22 protein-coding genes are annotated in these 18,639 nt (G+C 42.6%); 15 read left to right on the plus strand and 7 right to left on the minus strand.

What is annotated here, in order from left to right; genetic code table 11:
• The first annotated feature begins 46 nt into the window (after positions 1-46).
• Positions 47-1,264, plus strand: coding sequence for a bifunctional phosphopantothenoylcysteine decarboxylase/phosphopantothenate--cysteine ligase CoaBC (gene coaBC / locus NF859_RS08950; protein WP_252744046.1), 1,218 nt, complete (start codon positions 47-49; stop codon positions 1,262-1,264).
• On the opposite strand, the gene NF859_RS08955 is transcribed toward coaBC, so the two are convergent.
• From NF859_RS08955 to NF859_RS08965, 3 genes are read right to left on the minus strand one after another with little or no spacing between them, the layout of a single operon-like run.
• Positions 1,256-1,945 (minus strand): hypothetical protein, encoded by a 690-nt coding sequence (locus NF859_RS08955; protein WP_252743940.1) that lies wholly within the window; start codon positions 1,943-1,945, stop codon positions 1,256-1,258. The two genes, coaBC and NF859_RS08955, sit on opposite strands and share 9 nt — an antisense overlap.
• Position 1,946: 1 nt before the next feature.
• Positions 1,947-2,246 carry a NitrOD5 domain-containing protein gene (locus NF859_RS08960; protein WP_252743941.1) on the minus strand — a complete coding sequence of 100 codons (300 nt, stop codon included), beginning with the start codon at positions 2,244-2,246 and terminating at the stop codon, positions 1,947-1,949.
• Positions 2,239-3,600 carry a DUF7125 family protein gene (locus NF859_RS08965; protein ID WP_252743942.1) on the minus strand — a complete coding sequence of 454 codons (1,362 nt, stop codon included), beginning with the start codon at positions 3,598-3,600 and terminating at the stop codon, positions 2,239-2,241. The genes NF859_RS08960 and NF859_RS08965 overlap by 8 nt, the downstream gene beginning before the upstream one ends.
• Positions 3,601-3,726: 126 nt before the next feature.
• On the opposite strand from NF859_RS08965, the gene NF859_RS08970 reads away from it, so the two are divergent.
• Positions 3,727-4,485: a hypothetical protein gene (locus NF859_RS08970; protein ID WP_252743943.1), complete on the plus strand. Its 759-nt coding sequence runs from the start codon at positions 3,727-3,729 to the stop codon at positions 4,483-4,485.
• A 65-nt stretch (positions 4,486-4,550) separates the two neighbouring features.
• Positions 4,551-5,228, plus strand: a complete 678-nt coding sequence (locus tag NF859_RS08975; protein WP_252743944.1) for an aspartate/glutamate racemase family protein — start codon at positions 4,551-4,553, stop codon at positions 5,226-5,228.
• Between the two features lies 1 nt (position 5,229).
• On the opposite strand, the gene NF859_RS08980 is transcribed toward NF859_RS08975, so the two are convergent.
• Positions 5,230-6,057, minus strand: a complete 828-nt coding sequence (locus NF859_RS08980) for a translation initiation factor eIF-2B alpha/beta/delta subunit family protein (protein ID WP_252743945.1) — start codon at positions 6,055-6,057, stop codon at positions 5,230-5,232.
• Between the two features lie 122 nt (positions 6,058-6,179).
• On the opposite strand from NF859_RS08980, the gene NF859_RS08985 reads away from it, so the two are divergent.
• Positions 6,180-6,863 carry a TBP-interacting protein gene (locus NF859_RS08985; protein WP_252743946.1) on the plus strand — a complete coding sequence of 228 codons (684 nt, stop codon included), beginning with the start codon at positions 6,180-6,182 and terminating at the stop codon, positions 6,861-6,863.
• Positions 6,864-6,913: 50 nt separating this feature from the next.
• Here the strand turns inward: NF859_RS08985 and NF859_RS08990 are convergent, their stop codons facing one another.
• The gene (locus tag NF859_RS08990) at positions 6,914-8,788 is read right to left on the minus strand and encodes a threonine--tRNA ligase (RefSeq protein ID WP_252743947.1); all 1,875 of its coding nucleotides are present in this window, start codon (positions 8,786-8,788) and stop codon (positions 6,914-6,916) included.
• A 122-nt stretch (positions 8,789-8,910) separates the two neighbouring features.
• Here NF859_RS08990 and NF859_RS08995 point away from each other — a divergent pair, with 122 nt between their 5' ends.
• The 4 genes from NF859_RS08995 to NF859_RS09010 are packed head-to-tail and all read left to right on the plus strand — an operon-like array spanning position 8,911 to position 10,843.
• A complete protein-coding gene (locus NF859_RS08995) occupies positions 8,911-9,510 on the plus strand; it encodes an exosome complex RNA-binding protein Csl4 (protein WP_004066829.1) in 600 nt (199 codons plus the stop codon).
• A 10-nt stretch (positions 9,511-9,520) separates the two neighbouring features.
• Complete coding sequence (locus NF859_RS09000; RefSeq protein WP_252743948.1) at positions 9,521-10,150, plus strand: DUF2067 family protein; 630 nt, start codon at positions 9,521-9,523, stop codon at positions 10,148-10,150.
• Positions 10,140-10,427 carry a DNA-directed RNA polymerase subunit L gene (locus NF859_RS09005; protein WP_252743949.1) on the plus strand — a complete coding sequence of 96 codons (288 nt, stop codon included), beginning with the start codon at positions 10,140-10,142 and terminating at the stop codon, positions 10,425-10,427. The genes NF859_RS09000 and NF859_RS09005 overlap by 11 nt, the downstream gene beginning before the upstream one ends.
• Positions 10,428-10,456: 29 nt before the next feature.
• Positions 10,457-10,843 (plus strand): ribonuclease III family protein, encoded by a 387-nt coding sequence (locus NF859_RS09010; protein WP_252743950.1) that lies wholly within the window; start codon positions 10,457-10,459, stop codon positions 10,841-10,843.
• On the opposite strand, the gene NF859_RS09015 is transcribed toward NF859_RS09010, so the two are convergent.
• Positions 10,840-11,646: a sugar phosphate isomerase/epimerase family protein gene (locus NF859_RS09015; protein WP_252743951.1), complete on the minus strand. Its 807-nt coding sequence runs from the start codon at positions 11,644-11,646 to the stop codon at positions 10,840-10,842. The two genes, NF859_RS09010 and NF859_RS09015, sit on opposite strands and share 4 nt — an antisense overlap.
• 87 nt (positions 11,647-11,733) lie before the next feature.
• On the opposite strand from NF859_RS09015, the gene sppA reads away from it, so the two are divergent.
• Genes sppA through NF859_RS09030 form a run of 3 tightly spaced genes read left to right on the plus strand, consistent with a single transcriptional unit; the run spans position 11,734 to position 14,208 of the window.
• Complete coding sequence (sppA, locus tag NF859_RS09020; RefSeq protein WP_252743952.1) at positions 11,734-12,738, plus strand: signal peptide peptidase SppA; 1,005 nt, start codon at positions 11,734-11,736, stop codon at positions 12,736-12,738.
• Between the two features lie 5 nt (positions 12,739-12,743).
• Positions 12,744-13,214, plus strand: coding sequence for a PH1570 family protein (locus tag NF859_RS09025; protein ID WP_252743953.1), 471 nt, complete (start codon positions 12,744-12,746; stop codon positions 13,212-13,214).
• Between the two features lie 4 nt (positions 13,215-13,218).
• Entirely contained in the window at positions 13,219-14,208 is a 990-nt protein-coding gene (locus tag NF859_RS09030) for an AI-2E family transporter (RefSeq protein WP_252743954.1), read from the plus strand.
• On the opposite strand, the gene NF859_RS09035 is transcribed toward NF859_RS09030, so the two are convergent.
• Positions 14,205-14,552: a DUF4870 domain-containing protein gene (locus NF859_RS09035; protein WP_087036566.1), complete on the minus strand. Its 348-nt coding sequence runs from the start codon at positions 14,550-14,552 to the stop codon at positions 14,205-14,207. The genes NF859_RS09030 and NF859_RS09035 overlap by 4 nt on opposite strands.
• A 203-nt stretch (positions 14,553-14,755) precedes the next feature.
• Between NF859_RS09035 and NF859_RS09040 the strand changes: the two genes are divergently transcribed.
• The 4 genes from NF859_RS09040 to NF859_RS09055 all read left to right on the plus strand — a co-directional run bounded on the left by NF859_RS09040 (position 14,756) and on the right by NF859_RS09055 (position 18,636).
• A complete protein-coding gene (locus tag NF859_RS09040; protein WP_143592347.1) occupies positions 14,756-14,998 on the plus strand; it encodes a FeoA family protein in 243 nt (80 codons plus the stop codon).
• Complete coding sequence (feoB, locus tag NF859_RS09045; RefSeq protein WP_252743955.1) at positions 14,998-17,043, plus strand: ferrous iron transport protein B; 2,046 nt, start codon at positions 14,998-15,000, stop codon at positions 17,041-17,043. Before NF859_RS09040 ends, feoB begins: the two co-directional genes overlap by 1 nt.
• Before the next feature lie 12 nt (positions 17,044-17,055).
• Positions 17,056-17,313 carry a helix-turn-helix domain-containing protein gene (locus NF859_RS09050; RefSeq protein WP_252743956.1) on the plus strand — a complete coding sequence of 86 codons (258 nt, stop codon included), beginning with the start codon at positions 17,056-17,058 and terminating at the stop codon, positions 17,311-17,313.
• 81 nt (positions 17,314-17,394) lie between these two features.
• On the plus strand, positions 17,395-18,636 hold the full coding sequence (locus NF859_RS09055) for a nucleotidyltransferase family protein (RefSeq protein WP_252743957.1): 1,242 nt from the start codon (positions 17,395-17,397) through the stop codon (positions 18,634-18,636).
• Positions 18,637-18,639 lie beyond the last annotated feature (3 nt).

Genomic DNA, 18,639 nt, shown 5'->3' on the forward strand with positions numbered 1-18,639 from the left:
CAGCAACCTTAAATATTCTCCCTTCCAAACTTTCTCGGTGAGTGAAATGCTTCATCACGTAAAGCTTATATATGCAACAAAGAGCCGGAAACTTGTTGGAAAGAAGATAGTACTCGCCATACCGGGAAGCATAGCGGCTGTGGAGTGTGTCAAGCTTGCGAGAGAGCTCATAAGGCATGGAGCTGAAGTTCATGCGGTTATGAGTGAAAATGCTCAGAAGATAATTCATCCTTATGCCATGGAGTTTGCCACAGGCAACAAGGTTATCACGGAGATCACGGGTTTTGTTGAACATGTTGAGCTTGCTGGAGAGCATGAGAACAAGGCAGATTTAGTTTTGGTATGCCCCGCAACAGCCAACACTATTTCAAAAATAGCCTGCGGAATTGACGATACTCCCGTCACTACAGTAGTAACAACTGCCTTTGCCCATACACCAATAATGATTGCTCCAGCAATGCACTCGACAATGTACGATCATCCAATAGTTAAGGAGAACATAGAGAAGCTCAAAAAGCTTGGAGTCGAGTTTATCGGGCCGAGATTTGAAGAGGGAAAAGCCAAGGTAGCAAGCATCGATGAGATTGTTTATCGCGTGATTAAAAAGCTCCACAAGAAGGATCTTGTTGGGAAAAGAGTTCTCGTAACTGCTGGGGCAACGAGAGAATACATCGACCCGATAAGGTTTATTACAAACCGGAGCAGTGGAAAGATGGGGGTGGCTATTGCTGAAGAGGCTGATTTTAGAGGAGCTGAAGTGACCCTCATAAAAACCAAAGGAAGTGTGCCAAGTTTTGTGGAGAATCAGATTGAAGTTGAAACCGTTGAAGAGATGCTTGAAGCTATAGAGAAAGAACTTTCAAGTAAAAAATACGATGTTGTGGTTTTAGCAGCAGCTGTTAGCGACTTCACCCCTAAGGAGAAAGCGAGGAAGAAGATAAAGAGCGGTCAGTCCTTAGTTCTCGAGCTCGTCCCAACGCCGAAGATAATCCAGAGGGTCAAGGAAATCCAACCTGATGTCTTTTTGGTGGGTTTCAAAGCGGAATACGGTGTTAGTGAAGAAGAGCTAATCGAGCAGGCAAGGAAGCAAATAGAAAAGGCGAAGAGCGATGTGGTAATAGCTAACAGGGGAGAGGTTGCCTTCGAGAGTGAAGTGAACGAAGTCTACTGGGTAACCAAAGAAGGTTATGAGAAATTCCCACTAATGAGCAAAAAGGAGCTGGCAGAGAAGATATGGGACAAGATTGTAGGGAGTTTAGAGTAGATCAGGCTCTGAAGTTGCTGGCAAGAAAACAATCCTGTTGGGAGTGATTGTATAATACCATGACCTCAGGTTGTACTCGACGAAGGCACTTCTAATTACTGTGAGCTTTCTTTTAATTTCATTTTCTTTAACCTCTATTCCAAACTTGAAGAGGTTAAGGGAGAAACTGTTTACTATTTCCACGATGTTTTCTGGGAATATTTTGACATTGAAGGTTATAAGGATGTTATTGTTTTTACCCTTCGAGAGAACCCTAATGAGTGCTGGAATGATTACGACAAGCTCATCGGGATATTTGACTCCGTAGAGATCGAGACCCAAAACAAGGAATAGAGTATTGCTTTTTGTGCCCAAATTTGACCTAGTTCTGCCTACAATAATCTCAGCATCCTTTGTTTTGATGAGAAGATTTGGATTTAGTTCCTCTTCAAGAAATGGATTCACAGATATTAGGTATGCATCTTTAAAGACCTCGTTAGCATCTTTGTACACCGACTTCAGGTACTTTAAGACGGAAACATATGCATCTTGAAAAGAGATTACTACAAGCTCCTCGTACTCCCCTCTCAGTCTCTTTATTAAGTGGTAAAGCACGCTCTCGATATCGCTGCCTATCTCATAGTTAAGGAGCGTTGGAGTTACCCTTTTTGATGCTGCAGTCATTAGCTCTAAAGGGTCCATTCTATTCACCGTAAATCTTGCGTATCTGTTCCACTAATTCTTCTAAAGAATTGACTTCTCCTTCCTCTCCAAGACGCCCTTTGAGTTTGTTTATGATTACCATTTCCAGTAATCTAGCACTGTACTCACCAAAAAGCTTTGAAACAGCATCTTTGAATTCTTTTGGATTCTCATATGCTACCTCAAGACCTTTATTCAAAGTCGCCCTAAGGTGGGCCTCTAAAACCGACTCCAGCCCCGGAGCTACCTCCCTAAGGGCTGCAGAAATTGCTTTAGCCAAAATTTCTTCACCTTTATTCATAAATCTCAACCCCCTTATCGGTGATCTCATATCTGTGTATTTTTCTTGAATGATTTGATCCTCTCGCTTTTACAATTGCCATTTTCCGCTCTATGTTCCCGTTTCTTACTTGGTACTTGAGCCCTATTATAACATCAACCATGGTGCTCGCTCCCGTAAATGGCACAACCTCAAAGCTGGTCTCTTCATTTAACGTGAAGTAAGTGGTTACTCTGTTTGCTTTCGTCAGTAAATTAAGATACCTGATCATTTTTGCAAGTTCTTTCTCTTCCATATGCTGCCTCAATGCGGTTAAGCTGTCTATCACCAACACTTCTGGTTTGAGCTTTTCTATTATCTCCCTAATTTTTAGGAAGGTATATACGGGGGTTTTGCTTTCTGGAATCCAAGTAAAGATTTTGAGATTATTAGTTAGGGCTTCGTCTATTGGCATACCGTAGTTTTTGGCTGCCCTTATTATCTGGTCTATTGGTTCCTCAAAGGCAAGGTATACTGCCTTTCTTCCCTGTAATGCATTGGCTATAGCAAAGTGCAGAGAGAAAGTGGTTTTTCCAGTTCCCGTCATGCCAACAAGTAGTACATTTGCCCCCTTGTATATTCCTCCATCGAGCATTTCATCGAGCTTTTCTATCCCAGTTGTAATCTTCTCTACCGTGTACTCCATCTCTTCTCTCTTGAGCTCGGGAACTGCTAAGAATTCAATTCCATTCTGGGTTATCACGTACTCATACTGTGGCTTTTCGACGCTTCTTCTTCTCATTTTTGGGATTTCCATTATCCTTCTTGTAACTTCCCCAAAGGACTCATAGCGGAGTATAACAACCCCATCAACGACGAATTCCTCAACGCCATATCCTATTTTTTCGGTTCCTATTGGTTTTTCGGCAATTAGAAGGGCTGTTGAGTTGTAAGCTTTTATAAATCTCCCAAGCATCGTGTGAAGGAATACTCTTGTTCTCTCGATACCTAAGACCTGAGCGAAGACACTTATAGGGTCAATAACAATCCTTTTTGGTTGAAACTTCACTATTTCATTCATTAAAAGTTCTATCTCGTTTTCTATGGTCTCCTCGCTTACAGTAACAAGGTCTACAAATTTAAACAGCCCCTTATTTTCGAGTTCTTCGAAATCCATCCCAAATTGTCTCATTGATTCATAGAACTCGCTCTTGGTTTCTGCAAGTGAGATATAGACTCCTTTCTCTCCAAATTTCTTGGCACCGTTGTATATGAAAGTTGCTGAGAATATAGTCTTCCCTGCTCCTGGCTCTCCGGCAACCAAGACTAAAGAGCCATCCGGAAAGCCGTCTTTGAGGATATGCTCATCAAAATATTCAATTCCCGTTCTGCTCATTTCTACCCACCAATGAACTTTTTTCCCAAAATATTTAAGCGTTTCTTTAGAGGTGCGTATTGTGCGAAAATTTTTTAAAGATTAAGTAATAGTAACATAATGTTATTATAAGTATGGGTGAGAGAGATGGCTCCAAAGAGCGAACGTGGAGTTGTGGGAAGTATTTTTCGCGAGAGCATACCTAACGGATCCATCTTAACCATAGTGTACGACGCTTACTCATCTGCATGGATGCTGAGCTTTGCAATACTTAAAAAAGAACTTTGGAGGAGCTTTGGAATAATATCCAACTACAACTTTCCATTTCAAGGTTTGTGCAGGGCTGCAAAGCAGGTTGGCTTGGATATTGAGAAGGAGCTCTTAAATAGTAACCTTGCCGTTATAGATGTTTTTGGCTCGAAGTACAATGTTAGGTATGAAAAGAGAAACGTGTTCTACCTCGATTCCGTCTCGCCTGAGCTCATAAATCCAAAGATAGATTTGATATACGCAGAGAACATCAAGCCCATGATAAAAGGCAGGAGAGTTATAAGGCTTATCAACACCCTTGATGGCGCTGCTTTAATGCTTGGGGAAATGGAAACACTTAAGCTGTTAAACCAAACAATTGCCCAAAGATCTAAGGACATGCCGGATTCAATTCTCATATTACCGATAAATAAGGACGTTGTCTCGCAGAAATTTATCGGATGGGTTGCGGGAGTTAGCGACTACGTTATAATAGCCTCTACGAAGCTCGATGAAAGCGTTGAGGAGAAGATGTACCTTGTGAAATCTCCGGAAGAGGGCTTCACTTCCACGGTTTATCACCTGTGGATTACCGAGGAGAAAAGCCCCGAAAGGTTGAAAGTGAGAAAGATAGGAGACGGCAAGCCTCAGGAGTAGATAGTGGAATTCTTTTTCACAAAAACCTTCATAAGCTTCTGCTCTATTTTTTGCTTGGTGGTGCTATGAAGAAGATTGGAATAATAGGTGGCACAAGTCCAGAATCTACCCTCTACTACTACAAAAAATACATTGAGATTTCAAGGGAGAAGTTCGAGCCCTATTTCTTTCCGGAGCTGATAATCTACTCCATAAACTTCAAGGACTTCAAAGACAACCCCGATGGATGGGAAGGCAGAAAGAGAATTCTGATAAATGCCGCAAAGGCTCTTGAAAAGGCAGGTGCAGAGGTTATTGGAATCTCTGCAAACACTCCACACATTGTTTTTCCAGAAGTTAAGAAAGAGATAAACGCTGAAATGGTAAGCATAATCGACGCAGTCGCTGAAGAAGCAAAAAGGAGAAACCTCAAGCGGCTCCTTCTCTTGGGAACAAAAACCACGATGACAATGCCCTTTTACAAAAACGCTTTGGAGGAGAAGGGATTTGAGGTAATCGTTCCGGGAGAAGAGGAAATCGAAGAAATCAACAGGATAATCTTTGAGGAGCTGATGTTTGAAAACTTCAGAAGCAAAGGATGGCTCATTGAGCTAATTGAAAAGTACGCAAAAGGCAAAAACATTGAAGGCGTTATACTCGGCTGCACTGAGCTTCCCCTTGCAATAAAGCCGGGGGATGTGAGTGTTGAAGTTTTGGATAGTGCTGAAATTCACATGAGGGCTTTGATAGAGGCTGCTCTCTGACTTAAATTTCTTTTGGCGGTACGAGAATGCCGAGTTCTGTGATTATTCCCCTTATGTATTTCCAAGGTGTTGCATCGAAAAGGTAGTTCCTTATTATTGTGTGGTTTCTCTTGAACTTCCTCTCAGTAATCTTAACATCTTCAGCTTTTGCCTCTGGATGTATTTTAAAGCTCTCCGCCGCTACGTAGAAGGGAACTCCATTGTCATGGCAGGCAAGTGCAAGCAGGTAAGTTCCTGCTTTGTTAAAAACGTACCCGTCTTTGGTTATGTTGTCAGCTCCAACCAAGGCTAAAGTTGCTTTCTTTGCAAAAAGTCCTAGCTGAGCGTCTGTTATAACCTCAAAAGGTATCTCAAGTTCTTCAAGCTTTTTGGCAAGGAATAATCCTTCATAATCTGGTTCGCTCTCGGTTAAGATTACCTTGAAGCTCTTCCCCTTCTCCTTGGCTTTCTTTAATATCTCAAAAACTGTCGAGGAATAAGAGTGAGTGATTATTACTTCATTCTGATCTATCAGCTCACTTCCAATGTTCCCGATTTCTCGCTTTGCCTCTTCACTCAGCTTTATGAACTCCTCTGCTTTTGCCTTAATGAACTCTGGATCTGCGGTTATTGGCATGAACCTCACCAGATTGTATAGGGATGCCATGGTGGGGTTCACGTTGAGGATTTCAACTCCGAGTTCCTTGAGCTTTTCAACCAACTCTTCCCCTTCAAACCTCTCCGCGAGCAGTATGTAAGCCTTAGCTCCCATTTTTGCCAGATATGACGCTCCATGGATTTTTTCTTCACTCATTTCTTTTAGGAGCTCTTCTATTTCTTCGGGAAGCATTGTACCACTCCACTTTCCTTTTTTCTTTAAGCTTTAAAAGATTTTTTCGCCTTTGCAACCCTTTTTAAATTTTTCCGAGAAGACTTATTAATCCTAAGGTTGAGGTTCTAACGGTGGTGTGAATGAAATACAGCGAGCTAAGTGACAGGGTGAAGGGAGTTTACTCAAGAATAAGGATGCTTGATGATTACCATTGGGACATTTATGAAGACAAAATAGTGGGCTACCACAGAAAGAGCAGACTCCCAGTTAGGATAAAACTCGCGGAAAGTAAAGAAGAAGCTGAGAAATTAAGCGAAGAGAAAGAGGAGTATGGGATAGACATTGCAGTTCTTCCCGATAATGGAACTTTTTACATAAAGAACGGCACTTTCATACTTTCGGATAGATTTTTAAAAGCTACGTTAATGGATATTCACGACCATATCGTCTGGGGAGGATTTAAAGTCGTCGAGAGGGATGGAAAGCTCGTTCAAGAAGATTTTTACGAATATCTGGGCGGACTTTTAGTTAGGCATTTGAAGAACAACATGATGAACGGTCAGGATTACGTTTTCTGGCAGTTCTACAAGTGTGAAAAATGTGGAAAATACGTCGATATAGAGAGCGTCCCCGAACATCTAGCTAAACACGGGATTAGTGTTGCAGAAAAAGACAGCGAAGAGTACGAGATATTCGAGCTGAACTTCCTTGAAGGAAAAGTATTCAACAAATTTGGAGAGGAAGTCCCACAAAGCAAGTTTGCCCCAGAATCACAGGCTTTCCTGAAGGAAATGCTTGGTGAGCCAAAAGCTCAAGAAGAGTGAATCTTTTCTTTTCTCTTCTTAACTTGAAAATAAAGTTAATAGAAGAGGAATCATCCTCTGAACCTCGGCCTCATGCTTACAAGCAGCGGCAATGGCCTTGGTTTGTAGGGGAACCCTTCTGTTTTCTGCTTTATCTCTTTTATTAAGTCTTCAATGTGCATCTCATACTGTCCGCCTTCTCTTTTTCTGACGGTGATTACTCCCATTCTCTTTTCGTTTTCACCGACGACAACTATGTAGGGTATCCATTCTTTCTCTGCTTCCCTTATCTTTTTGTTAAGTCTTTCATTTCTATCGTCGACATCGGCTCTTATCTTTGCCCCTTCGAGCTTTCCAGCAACGTAGAGGGCATAATCGAGGTACTTATCGCTAACGGGGATAACTCTAACCTGAATTGGACTTAGCCAGAGCGGATACATGGGCTTTTTGCCTTGCTTTATGAGCTTTGCTTGCTTTTCAAGTATAGCGTACATCACTCTCTCTATTGCCCCACTCGGCGAGCAGTGGAGGATTAGTGGATACTTTTCTTCCCCGTTCTCGTCGTAGTATGTTATTCCAAATCTTTGGGCGTTTTCCACATCTATCTGCACCGTACTTAGGGCAGCAGCCTTGTCGAGGTTATCGACGAAGTTGAACTCGAACTTGAGGATGAAGTAGAAGAACCTTTGCTTCCACATCTCGATTAAGACGGGCTTTCCGATTATCCTTGCGAGCTCTACTATGAAGTCCTTGTTTTCATTCCAGAAGTCTTCTGTGAATCTTATTGCCACTTCATAATCTTCCGGAGTTAATCCAACTCCCTTGAGGACTTCCATACTGAGCTTATACTGCTTCTTGAACTCTTCCATTGCCTGCTGTAGGTCTTTAGCTACCGTGTGCATATCGGGCATTGTAAATGCCCTAAGCCTTCTCAGGCCAGAGAGCTCACCGCGTTTTTCTCTTCTAAATGAATACCTCGTGAGTTCATACATTCTAAGCGGCAGGTGGCGATAGCTGATTGTGGCGTCCTTCTTTATGAGGAACTGACCAAAACAGGCTGCAAATCTGAGGAAGAACTTCTTATCACCGCTTTTTACTATGTACTGCCTTGCTGGAAATCTGTTGAGGTACTTCTCAAGGGCTGGGTGCTCGAAGTCATACATAATTGGCGTTTCAACTTCCATTGCTCCATATTCAATAACCTTTTCCGTTACATAGTTCTCAAGAAGGGACTTTATGAGCCTTCCCTTTGGATAGTAGCGGAGGTTTCCAGGGTCGCTGCCTTCCTCATAGTCCACAAGCTCCTGTTCGAGCATTATCTTAACGTGAGGAGGTTCTTCCGTTGCGACTCTGCTCTTGCTTATCTCATAGTTTGCAAACTTTCTGAGGTTTTCATAGCCAGAGAAGTCAAACTTGTCCACCTCGATGAGCTCTCCCTCTGGTGTGAGGATGTACCAGTAGCTGACGAGCTCCTCTTCTTTCTTGAGGGCCTCTGGTACCTCTTCCTCCTTCTTTGCTTCACCCGGTATAATTGTCCTTGAAAGCTCCGCGAGGGGGTGACCCTTACAGCTGAGCTTGAATGCCTTGTAATAGCCAAAAGGTGCTCTCTTAACGTTGTAACCCTTCTCTTTAAGCTTTTCTTCGATCTCCTTGAGTATCTTTAATGCAATGTCTGGAGAACCAAGCTCGCTACTTAGATGGGCGAAGGGATAAACGAAAATGTTCTTTGTTTTTACCTGAGAAGCAACGTCCTCTATCTCTTTAACAGCCTTTTCAACAACTTCCTTCGGGTTTTGCTCATCTACCTTCTCCACGCTTATAAAGGCAGCAAGAACCTCTTCAAGCCTGCCTTTTTTCTGTTCTTCGCTTATCTCCTCGGGTTTTTTTAGGGCTTTATCCTTTACCTCATACTCGAGGTAGTCACTGTGTATCAGGAGCATTCTCATTTATATCACCACCTCATTCTACTTGGCAAAACTACATAAAAGTTGCCATCAACCTTTTTATAGCCTTTCCTCATCCATAAACTTAAAAGTTCAGAATAGCTAAGTTTAGTGGTGGTGAGTGGATGGATAAAAAAGAAAAGAAAAGGGTAAAAGATGGAGATATAGTTCTTCCAGGGGATTATCTTGGGGTTATCGAGGAGTTTCTTCCTGGTGAGGGTATAATAGAGGAGAATGGAGAGCTGTATGCGGCAAGAGCTGGAAGAGTAAGGATAAACCCCGAAAAGATTGAAATATCCGTGGAGCCATTAACAGATACTCCACCCCTCCCACAGGTGGGGGATGTTGTAATAGCGAGGGTTATTGAAGTAAAACCACAAGCCGCCATAGTTCAGCTGCTTAGAATTGAGGGTAGAAAGGGGTACAGAGAGATAGCAACGTCAAAACTTGCTGGAATACATATCTCTCAAGTTAGGGATGGATATGTGGAGTCAATGAGCAACGAGTTCAAAATCGGAGACATTGTTAGGGCGAGGGTATTAACGAATGAGAAGAGCCCTATACAGCTCACCACAAAGGGTTCTGATTTGGGAGTAGTCTATGCCCTCTGTTCTTCATGCAGGACTCCTCTAGTGAGGAGGGGAAACGTGCTCATATGTCCAAAATGCGGGAGAACAGAGACAAGAAAGCTTTCAACATACTATAGAAAGCTGAAGCTGGAGTAAGGTGTAGAAAATGAAAGCCAAGAAGGTTATGGTTATTCACGTTAAAGATGACATTGAAAAGGAGGAACTCATGAAAGAGCTGCAGAAACTCGAACTTCCCGCCTTTATTTACGTTCATGGCAAATTAAACTCCCTTAAAATAAACATCCAAGGAACCAAGGACGAGATAAGAGAAGCCATGCAGAAGGTCAGGGACATTCATCAGAGGGTACGCTCTCGCTTGTATCCAGACAGGAGGGGATTTTACCAATACAATATTGATGATATCTTCAGAGAAGCTGGAACTAGTGTTTCGGTTCCTATTCTTTTAAAGACCCTTGAGCTTCTTGGGGAAAAGGCTGAGCTTAGGGACAATAGACTTATAAGCTCCCTTCCGTGGAATGAGATTGTAGAACTAACTAAAAAACTCGGGGAAGCATTAAGCGAGGTAGCTTTACAGACCACAAGGCAAATAAGGGAAGTTGTGCTGCCTGTAGCTATAGCTTTTGAACTTGAGCCGGAGGAGGTTTTGGATATAGCCCTTGAACTGGGGGTTGCGGAGTATAAGGAGGATAAATTTAAATATGAACTCATCAAGAATAAGGAGCAAGCCCTGGAGATAATGTTGAAAAAACTAACAGGTGAGGAAAATGAAGATTGAAGTCATAAAGCGTGAAGAGAACCTGCTCGAATTTTATCTTGTGGGGGAAGATCACACATTTGCAAACTTACTCAATGAAGTGCTTCATGAAAACAAACACGTCACATTTGCTGCATACACCATAGAGCACCCAGTTCTCATGGCAAGAAAGCCGAGGTTCAGAGTTGCCACCGATGGAAAAATAACCCCCGAAAAGGCTTTAGAAGAAGCTGCTCAGAAGATCTTTGATAGGGCAAAAGAGGTCCTTGAGGCTTGGGAGAAGGCGATAAAGGAGTAACCTCCTTTTTAATTTTGAGAGGGTAAAGAATGGAGTATTCCATGGACTTTAACGATAAGAATCTCTCAAAGTTTGGGGATTCGCTTGTTAATTTTATCTTTTCTCTCGCCTTAAGTGAGTACCTTGGCTATCCCAGTGCTGGGAGAGTACCCAATGCATCACTGAGCATTGCCCTTGAGAAGGCCAAGCTCTTAAGTTATGTGCCACCAAGAACAGACAAACACGGAAGAGGTGATATTGCCGAGGCAATTTTAGCCTACGCTTGGCTTGAGAAGAAAATAACCATAGATGAAGCTGTATCAATTCTCAAGCGGAATTTTACTCCAGATGTTCTCCACCCTTCTAGAAAGAAAGAAGTGATTGGCAATGCTTTTGGAGAGCTTTTAAAGATAATAAAAGAGAGACTAGGGCTTTAAATGCTGGTGAGGATTTCTATCAATCCCCTCTTTGAGGGAAGCTTTGCGAAAGTGTCGGGATCTTTGACTTTGAGCAATAACGGCACATCACCGAAAAGCTTTAGCACTTTTCCGAAGGGGATTTTTCCTTCTCCAGGCATCAGGTGAAGGTCTCCAACGCCGTATGCCAGGGCATCCTCTGGCTCTACCTGTGGGAAGAGCTTTCCGAAGTTATCGTGAATCATAAGGATTATCGTCTTATCTGTACCGAGCTTTACATCTTCCAAGAATCTGCTTTCGTCTCCTTGAGCACTTAAAAAAGCATGCCCTAAATCAAGGGCAAAGCCTACGTTTTCTCTATTAACGCTTTCAACAACATAGAGAGTGTCTTTAACGCTGTAGGTGTTTTCGAGGGCAATCTTAATTCCAAAGTTCTCTGCCATTTCAGCCAGCTGTTGAAGGGCTTCTATCTCTAGATCAAGCCTTCCAGTGCGGCCGCTTTGCATGACCACTATCTTTGAGCCGAGCTTTATTGCTACATCCATTATTGCTTTGGCTACCTTGAAATGTCTGGTGTAGTATACGCTGTCTCTCAAATTCACTGAGGTGGGCATTCTAATTGTGTAGTTTATTCCAACTCCCCTTAGAGCATTTTCTATTGAGCGCAAGTTCTTTTCTATTACCTGTCCGTTTTTTATTAAGCCAAGTGTATGGGGGAATATCTGGACAAAATCATAATCTTTAATCTTCAGCTCTGCCAAAACTGAGGGCAGACCCTTCCCTTTGTTCACAAAATGGGGATAAACACTTACTCCTATCTCCATGTCTTACACCTTTTTCTGCTTTTGCTAGAGATTATGGAAACACCAAATTTAAAAGTTTCCAAAGCCATTTCACTTTAGGTGATTCTGATGGAGAGAGAAATATGGAAGTATCTCAGCTTTATCCTCACGCTCCTTCTAGCGTTAGCAACGGTTGCGGGAGTTCTTCTTTATACTCAAAACGCTGAACTGCAGAGAGCTCTTCAAGAGAAGAATTTTACGGTGGTTTACAACGAAACGGTAAAGGAGGTAGAGAGCAACGCCACGTTAGCCCTTCAAGCAAAAATAGAAGAGTTGCAAAGGGAAATTGAATATCTCAAAAGCCAGATGAGAGGAAATGTGAGCGAAGAAACCAATGTAACCGTGGCAATACTTCCCATTATGGGCCCAATTGATGAAACCACCGCTTTGGATGTAATTTCCAAAATTAGAGAGATAAGAAAAGATGACAACATCAAAGGGGTTGTTCTGTGGATTGAAAGTCCCGGAGGTTATGTAGGGCCGGTTATAACCATTTACAAAGAGCTGAAAAAACTATCGTATGAAAAGCCGATAGTTGCTTATACCGGAGGCATGGCTGCTTCAGGAGGTTATTTCCTTGCGTGTGCCGCTGATAAGATAATAGCCGATCCCCTTGCCGAGGTTGGGAGCATTGGCGTTCTTTACGTCCACTATAACCTGGAGCAAAACTACGCTCAAAACGGCATCAAGGTGAATGTGTTCAAGACGGGTAAATACAAAGACATGGGTGCGGAGTGGAGAGACCTCACGGATGAGGAAAGAGAGATGATAAAGAGGACAATAAATACATACTTTGAGTATTTCCTCCAAGTTGTTAGCGAGGGAAGAAAGCTCGACATGAACACGACGAAGAAATACGGTGACGGAAGGGTGTGGTTTGCAAGCGATGTTAAGGGCACTCTGATTGACGACACCGGTGACCTGGACTATGCAATAAAAATCCTTGAAGGCATTATCGGCGTAAAGAGTGCAAATGTTGTGCTTTATGATGCCCAAAAGACAGACTTTGGTATTTATGAGAGCTCTTCACTCTATATGCCTCCCAATTACATCGCCTCCTATATACGGAGGTGATGCGGATGCAGTGTGAAGAGCACCTTGAGGTGTTTGAGAACGGCTTTGAAGACGGAAAATTTAACCTGAGAATTGAATACTACGGGGGAGATGCGAGAAAAGTTTTGCTGTCTATCATCTATGAGCTTTATCAGCCTATATATGGCAGCGAATACGTGTATCCCTTTGAATGTGCCAAGGAGTTTTGGAGAATCTTTATGGATTACAGTGAAGTTGTTCCAGAAGAGCTTAGATTGAGCAAGCCCAAGTTCATTAACCAGGCTTTGATTGATAGGGCGGAGAGTCTACTAAAGGAGATAGAGGCTCCAGAGGATGTGAAAGGCCTTATTGACATCAAGAGTGCAGAGATATACAAGCTAAAGGATGGGCTTTTGATCGTTGGGAAAAATTTCTTGCTTGATGAAGCTAGAAAAACCCTGTTTGTATTTAACAAACCACAGGCTAAGGATTTAATCCTCAAATACCTTAGGAGATGATTGCATGAAGACTGAGCACATCGTCTGGATTGCCGTCTCTCTTATAATTCTTTTCATTGTATGGAAAACCGTGGAACCTCTTATTACCCCGATAATTTTTGCCTTAACGGTCGCATACATTCTTCATCCCCTCCATGAAAGGCTTGCAAAGAAGCTTGATACAAAAAAGTCTGCCATATTGCTATCGGCTTTGATGACCTTGCTGTTGATTGGGTTTATATTTGGCATAGTGTTATGGTTTAGGGATGTGACCAGATCGTTGGTAATCTACATAAACGAAGCACTCAACTGGTTTTTGTCCTTAAACCTTCCCCCAGATATAGGACAATCGGCTGCGATTTTGATTGAAAGGGTTTCGGAGAAGATGAGCGAATACCTTCTCAACTACACCTTATCCATACCCAAGTTACTTCTTCAAGCCGTTGTTTTCATAGCAGTCTTTTATGGAATACTCGTCCACTCCAGGGCTTTGTCTGAAGAGCTTTACGCATTACTGCCCGAGGAGAGGAGAGATTTGGGTGTGGAGCTAATAGAAAAGGGAAAAGAGACGTTAAATGCTATTTTGAGGACTTGGCTTATGCTGAGCATCTTTAAAGGCTTTCTGCTAACCTTGGGCTTTTATGTCTTTGGAGTGACGAACCTTAGTGGGGCAATCGCAGCTGGAATATTCTGTATTATCCTTGAGCTCCTACCCGTTATCGGAGGCTGGATAGTGTGGATAGCTGGGGCAATATACCTATTTACTCAAGGAAATATCTTTGCGGGAATTATGCTCTCAGTATATGGTGTAATTTTGATCTCTCCTGGTCCAGACATCACAATTAGGCCAAAACTTGTTGCGGAAGGTGCAAAAATAAATCCTGCCCTTGCGCTGGTGGGAATATTTGGTGGAATAATGGGCTTTGGGATAAAAGGACTGATAATTGGGCCGGTAGCTCTGGGCTTGCTTTCAACACTGCTAGAAGAGTGGAAAGAACAAAAACGGGAAGGCTAAATATTAAAGCTCTTTACTTGCTTTTCCGCTATTTCTCCCACTATTGGGAACTTGTAGTATTCGCCTTGGTAGGCTTTTACCATGCCGAGTATCCACAGTATAAGCCCAATCAGTGTTACCAGTGAGCCCAGTATCCAGCCAAAAAACGGAATGGCTCCAAATATTATGTCAATTACTGTTATCGCAAGGAACGTAATTGTTGACTGCATTGCATGAAATCTCACAAAATCGCTCTCCTTTTCAAGCAGGAGAAAGAGTATCCCCGTCAGCCATCCAAGAAGATATGCAAGAGCCCCTTCCACATTTTCATCAAGTCCAAGTGATGTTTTCTTTTCTTCTTCCATTTCATGTCCTCCTTTGAAATTATTCCAGTAGTATTTTGTATTTTGTCCTTAAATACTTTGCTTTTTTATATGTAATAATAGCACCCTTAAAAGAGCATACTAGAACCATTTCTCTTTGATGTTCAAACTTTTCTGGAGTTTTAGACCCACCAAATCTTTTTAAGGCAGTCTATATATCTCATAAACGAAATTAGGTTTACCTAATGGTGATGCTCATGTATGTGCGGTTAACTCAGATGCGCGAGGGAGAGAAAGGTATTGTGGTTGACATCCAAGGGGGGCATAGGGCTAGGCAGAGGCTCTTGGGGATGGGAATAGCCCCCGGAACAAAGATTTTTGTGGTCAAATCAGGCAACCCGGGGCCTTATATAATCGCTATTGGAAATACCCGCATAGCTCTGGGAAAAGGTGTGGCAGAGAAGATCATAGTTAGGAGGGAGCTTTGATGAGCTCTTGTTGCAGTGTTGAAAAAGTTCCCGAAGAAAGGAAACATGGTCTAAAAGTCGTTGCATTAGCGGGCAATCCAAATGTAGGGAAAACTACGATCTTCAATGCCCTAACTGGTCTTAGACAGCATGTGGGGAACTGGCCTGGAGTAACGGTTGAAAAGAAAGAAGGGATAATGAAATACCGCGAAAAGGAGTTTTTGGTAGTAGATCTCCCGGGGACGTATTCTCTTACCGCAAATTCTATAGACGAACTCATTGCGAGAAATTTTATTCTCAGTGGGAATGCGGATGTTATTGTGGATATAGTCGATGCCTCCTGTCTTATGAGGAACCTCTTTTTGACGATGGAGATATTCGAGATGGGGGTCAAAAACGTTGTCATTGCCTTAAATAAGATCGATATCGCAAGAAAAAGGGGAGTTCGCTTTGATGTTAAGAAAATGGAAAAGGTTCTTGGGGTTCCGGTAGTTCCAACAAATGCCAAAGAGGGTGAGGGACTGGAAGAATTGAAAAGAACTATAGTCAACATGGCTGAGGGGAGAATAACTGCAAATCCCATAACCCCCGTGTACGAGGAACCGATAGAAAGGGAGATAGAGCACATCTCCAACCTTTTGAGAGAAACTCCGTTGGAGGAGATGTACAACATTAGATGGCTGGCAATAAAGCTCCTCACCAGAGACCAAGAGGTAATAAAGCTCGTTTTGAACTACCTCGGCCCGGGAAAAATGGATGAAATACTTAAGCATATAAGCGAGCTGGAGGTTTACTATAAGCGCTCCCTTGACATTGTAATAGCAAATCAAAAGTACGAGTTTATAGATCGGCTTATGCATCAATTCGTCACTCACTTTGGAGAGGTCAAAGAAACTTTCAGCGACCAGATAGATAGAATTCTCACTCACCCAGTTTACGGACTCTTGGGGCTTTTGGGAGTATTCTACGTTCTGTTCAAGTTTGTGTTCACAATAGGCACTCCCATGCAGGAGTTCCTGGACAATGCTTTTGCGTCATTTGGTGAATTTGTTGCGCCATTTATAGGTAATGAAACTGCGAGGGGTCTTATTGTTGATGGGATCATAGGCGGTGTTGGCTCAGTGTTAAGCTTTTTCCCATTGGTGTTCTTGCTGTTTATTGCAATGTCAATTCTTGAAGACAGCGGGTATATGGCTAGAGCGGCTGTCGTCATGGAAAGGATAATGAGAAAGTTTGGTCTTCCAGGAAAGAGCTTTATCCCGATGGTTTTGGCATTTGGATGCAACGTTCCAGCTATAATGGCAACAAGAACGTTAGAAGATGAAAGGGACAGAATATTAACCATGCTAATAAATCCACTCGTACCCTGCAGTGCAAGGATGGTCGTTATAACTTTCCTAGCCGGGGCATTCTTTAGCGACCATAAAGCCCTTGTAGCAGTGGGCATATATGCAATTTCCCTCTTTCTCGCTCTACTTTCGGCTCTAATCCTTGGGAAATTTGTTGTTAAAGGAGAGGAGAGCCCGTTCGTAATAGAACTTCCCGAGTATTCTCTTCCGTCATGGAAAGTCGCGGTAGTGCATTCATGGGAGAGAAGCAAGGAATTTCTAAGGAAAGCTGGTACAGTAATTTTACTTGGCTCTGTGGCAATATGGTATCTAAGCACTTATCCTGAACCCATAGGTAGCGGTTTGAGTTATGCAGAAAAGCTTGGAAAAGTTTTTGAGCCTTTTACACTGCTTATGGGTCTTGACTGGAAAGCTGCGGTAAGTTTGATCTTTGGGATAATAGCCAAGGAGAATGTTATTGCAACATATGGCATAATATACGGTATAGGAGAAAGCGAAGAGGCTCTCATATCGCTGATGCAGAGTGCTATGACTCCCCTACAGGCATTTGTCTTAGCATTGGTAACCACTTTATATATTCCCTGTATAGCCACAATAGGGGCAATAAGAGCCGAAGGAGGGAATAAGTGGGCTTTGGTAGCCTCTCTCTACAACCTTTTGCTTGCGAGCTTAGTTGGCATACTCGTTTACAACATTGGTCTCTTGCTTGGGTTTTGATGGGTGAAGCAGATGGGGAAACTCGATGATGTGCTGGAACTGATAAAGAATGGAGCAAGAACACCCAAAGAAATAGCTGAGAGGCTAGATCTTACGGTTGATGAGGTTGAAGGGATCATAAAAATCCTAGAAAGCCTGGGCTACGTGGAAAAAGTCGAGATGGGCTCTTCGTGCCAGAGCTGTCCTCTAAAGAAAATTTGTCCGGGCAGTTGTGTCGTGTTTAAAGGCACTCTCTATGAGCTCAAGAAGGATGACAAGAAGAATACATAGGCTGAAAATCTGTTCATTGAGGGAATATTTAATCCACGTAAAATATTTAAGGCGAGAGCCTAATGTATTATTGGTGATACTATGAAAGCGGTTATTCTTGCTGGTGGTTTTGGAACAAGATTAAGGCCACTCTCTTCAACTAGACCAAAGCCCATGATCCCGGTTCTTGGCAAGCCAAATCTTCAGTACATACTCGAAAACTTGGAGAAGATAAAGGAGATCGACGAGGTTATCCTTTCAGTACACTACATGAGAGGAGAAATTAGGGAATTTATAGAGGACAAGATGAGCGATTATCCAAAGGATATTAGGTTTGTCAATGATCCAATGCCCTTAGAAACAGGAGGAGCCCTTAAGAACATTGAAGAGTTTGTAGGTGAGGAGTTCCTAGTTATTTACGGAGACGTCTTTACTAACTTCAACTTTGAGGAGCTCATAAAAGCACACAGAGAAAACGAGGGGCTTGTAACGGTAGCACTTACAAAGGTCTATGATCCAGAGAAATACGGTGTCGTCGTTACAGACGAAGAAGGAAAGATAATTGATTTTGAAGAAAAGCCTCTAAAGCCTAAGAGCAACATAGTAGATGCTGGAATTTACATGGTCAACAAAGAAGTTTTGAAAGAGATACCCAAAGGAAAAGAGACATACTTTGAGAGGGAAGTCCTCCCAAGACTTGTAAGCCAGGGACAGGTTTATGGATACATGATGCCAAGAGAAAACTACTGGGTCGACTTGGGAACCCCAGAAGATTTATTCTATGCTCACCAAGTTGCGCTAGATGAGATAGCTAAAAACAATGGCTATTATACAGTAAAAGAAGGAGCTGAAGTGCCAGAGGACGTTGAGATACAAGGTCCGGTGTACATTGACAGAGGTGTCAAAATAGGACATGGAGTCAAAATCAAGGCCTACACTTACATAGGACCAAACACTATTATAGAGGACAAGGCATACCTCAAGAGGTCAATACTCCTGGGACACGATATAATAAGGGAGAGAAGTGAGCTGAAGGACTCAATTCTTGGAGAAGGTGTCGTAGTTGGCAGAAATGTTATCCTAAAAGAGAACGCAGTAATTGGAGACTACGCAAGAATTCACGACAATCTCGTAATATACGGTGCGAAAGTACTCCCATGGAAGAAAGTTGAAGAGTACGAGGCGTATCTAAAGATAAAGCTTGACCCGACTAAGGTAAGGCCAGAACTTACTCCAGAAAGGTGTCCTCTCGGATTACCGGAGTGTATATACTCAAAGTTCAAGGCAATAGCAGCAGAAAAGCCACCATGTGATGAGTGTATAGAAAACCAATGGCTCTTCTGACCC

This window comes from Thermococcus alcaliphilus, assembly GCF_024054535.1.
GTDB classification, from domain to species: domain Archaea; phylum Methanobacteriota_B; class Thermococci; order Thermococcales; family Thermococcaceae; genus Thermococcus_A; species Thermococcus_A alcaliphilus.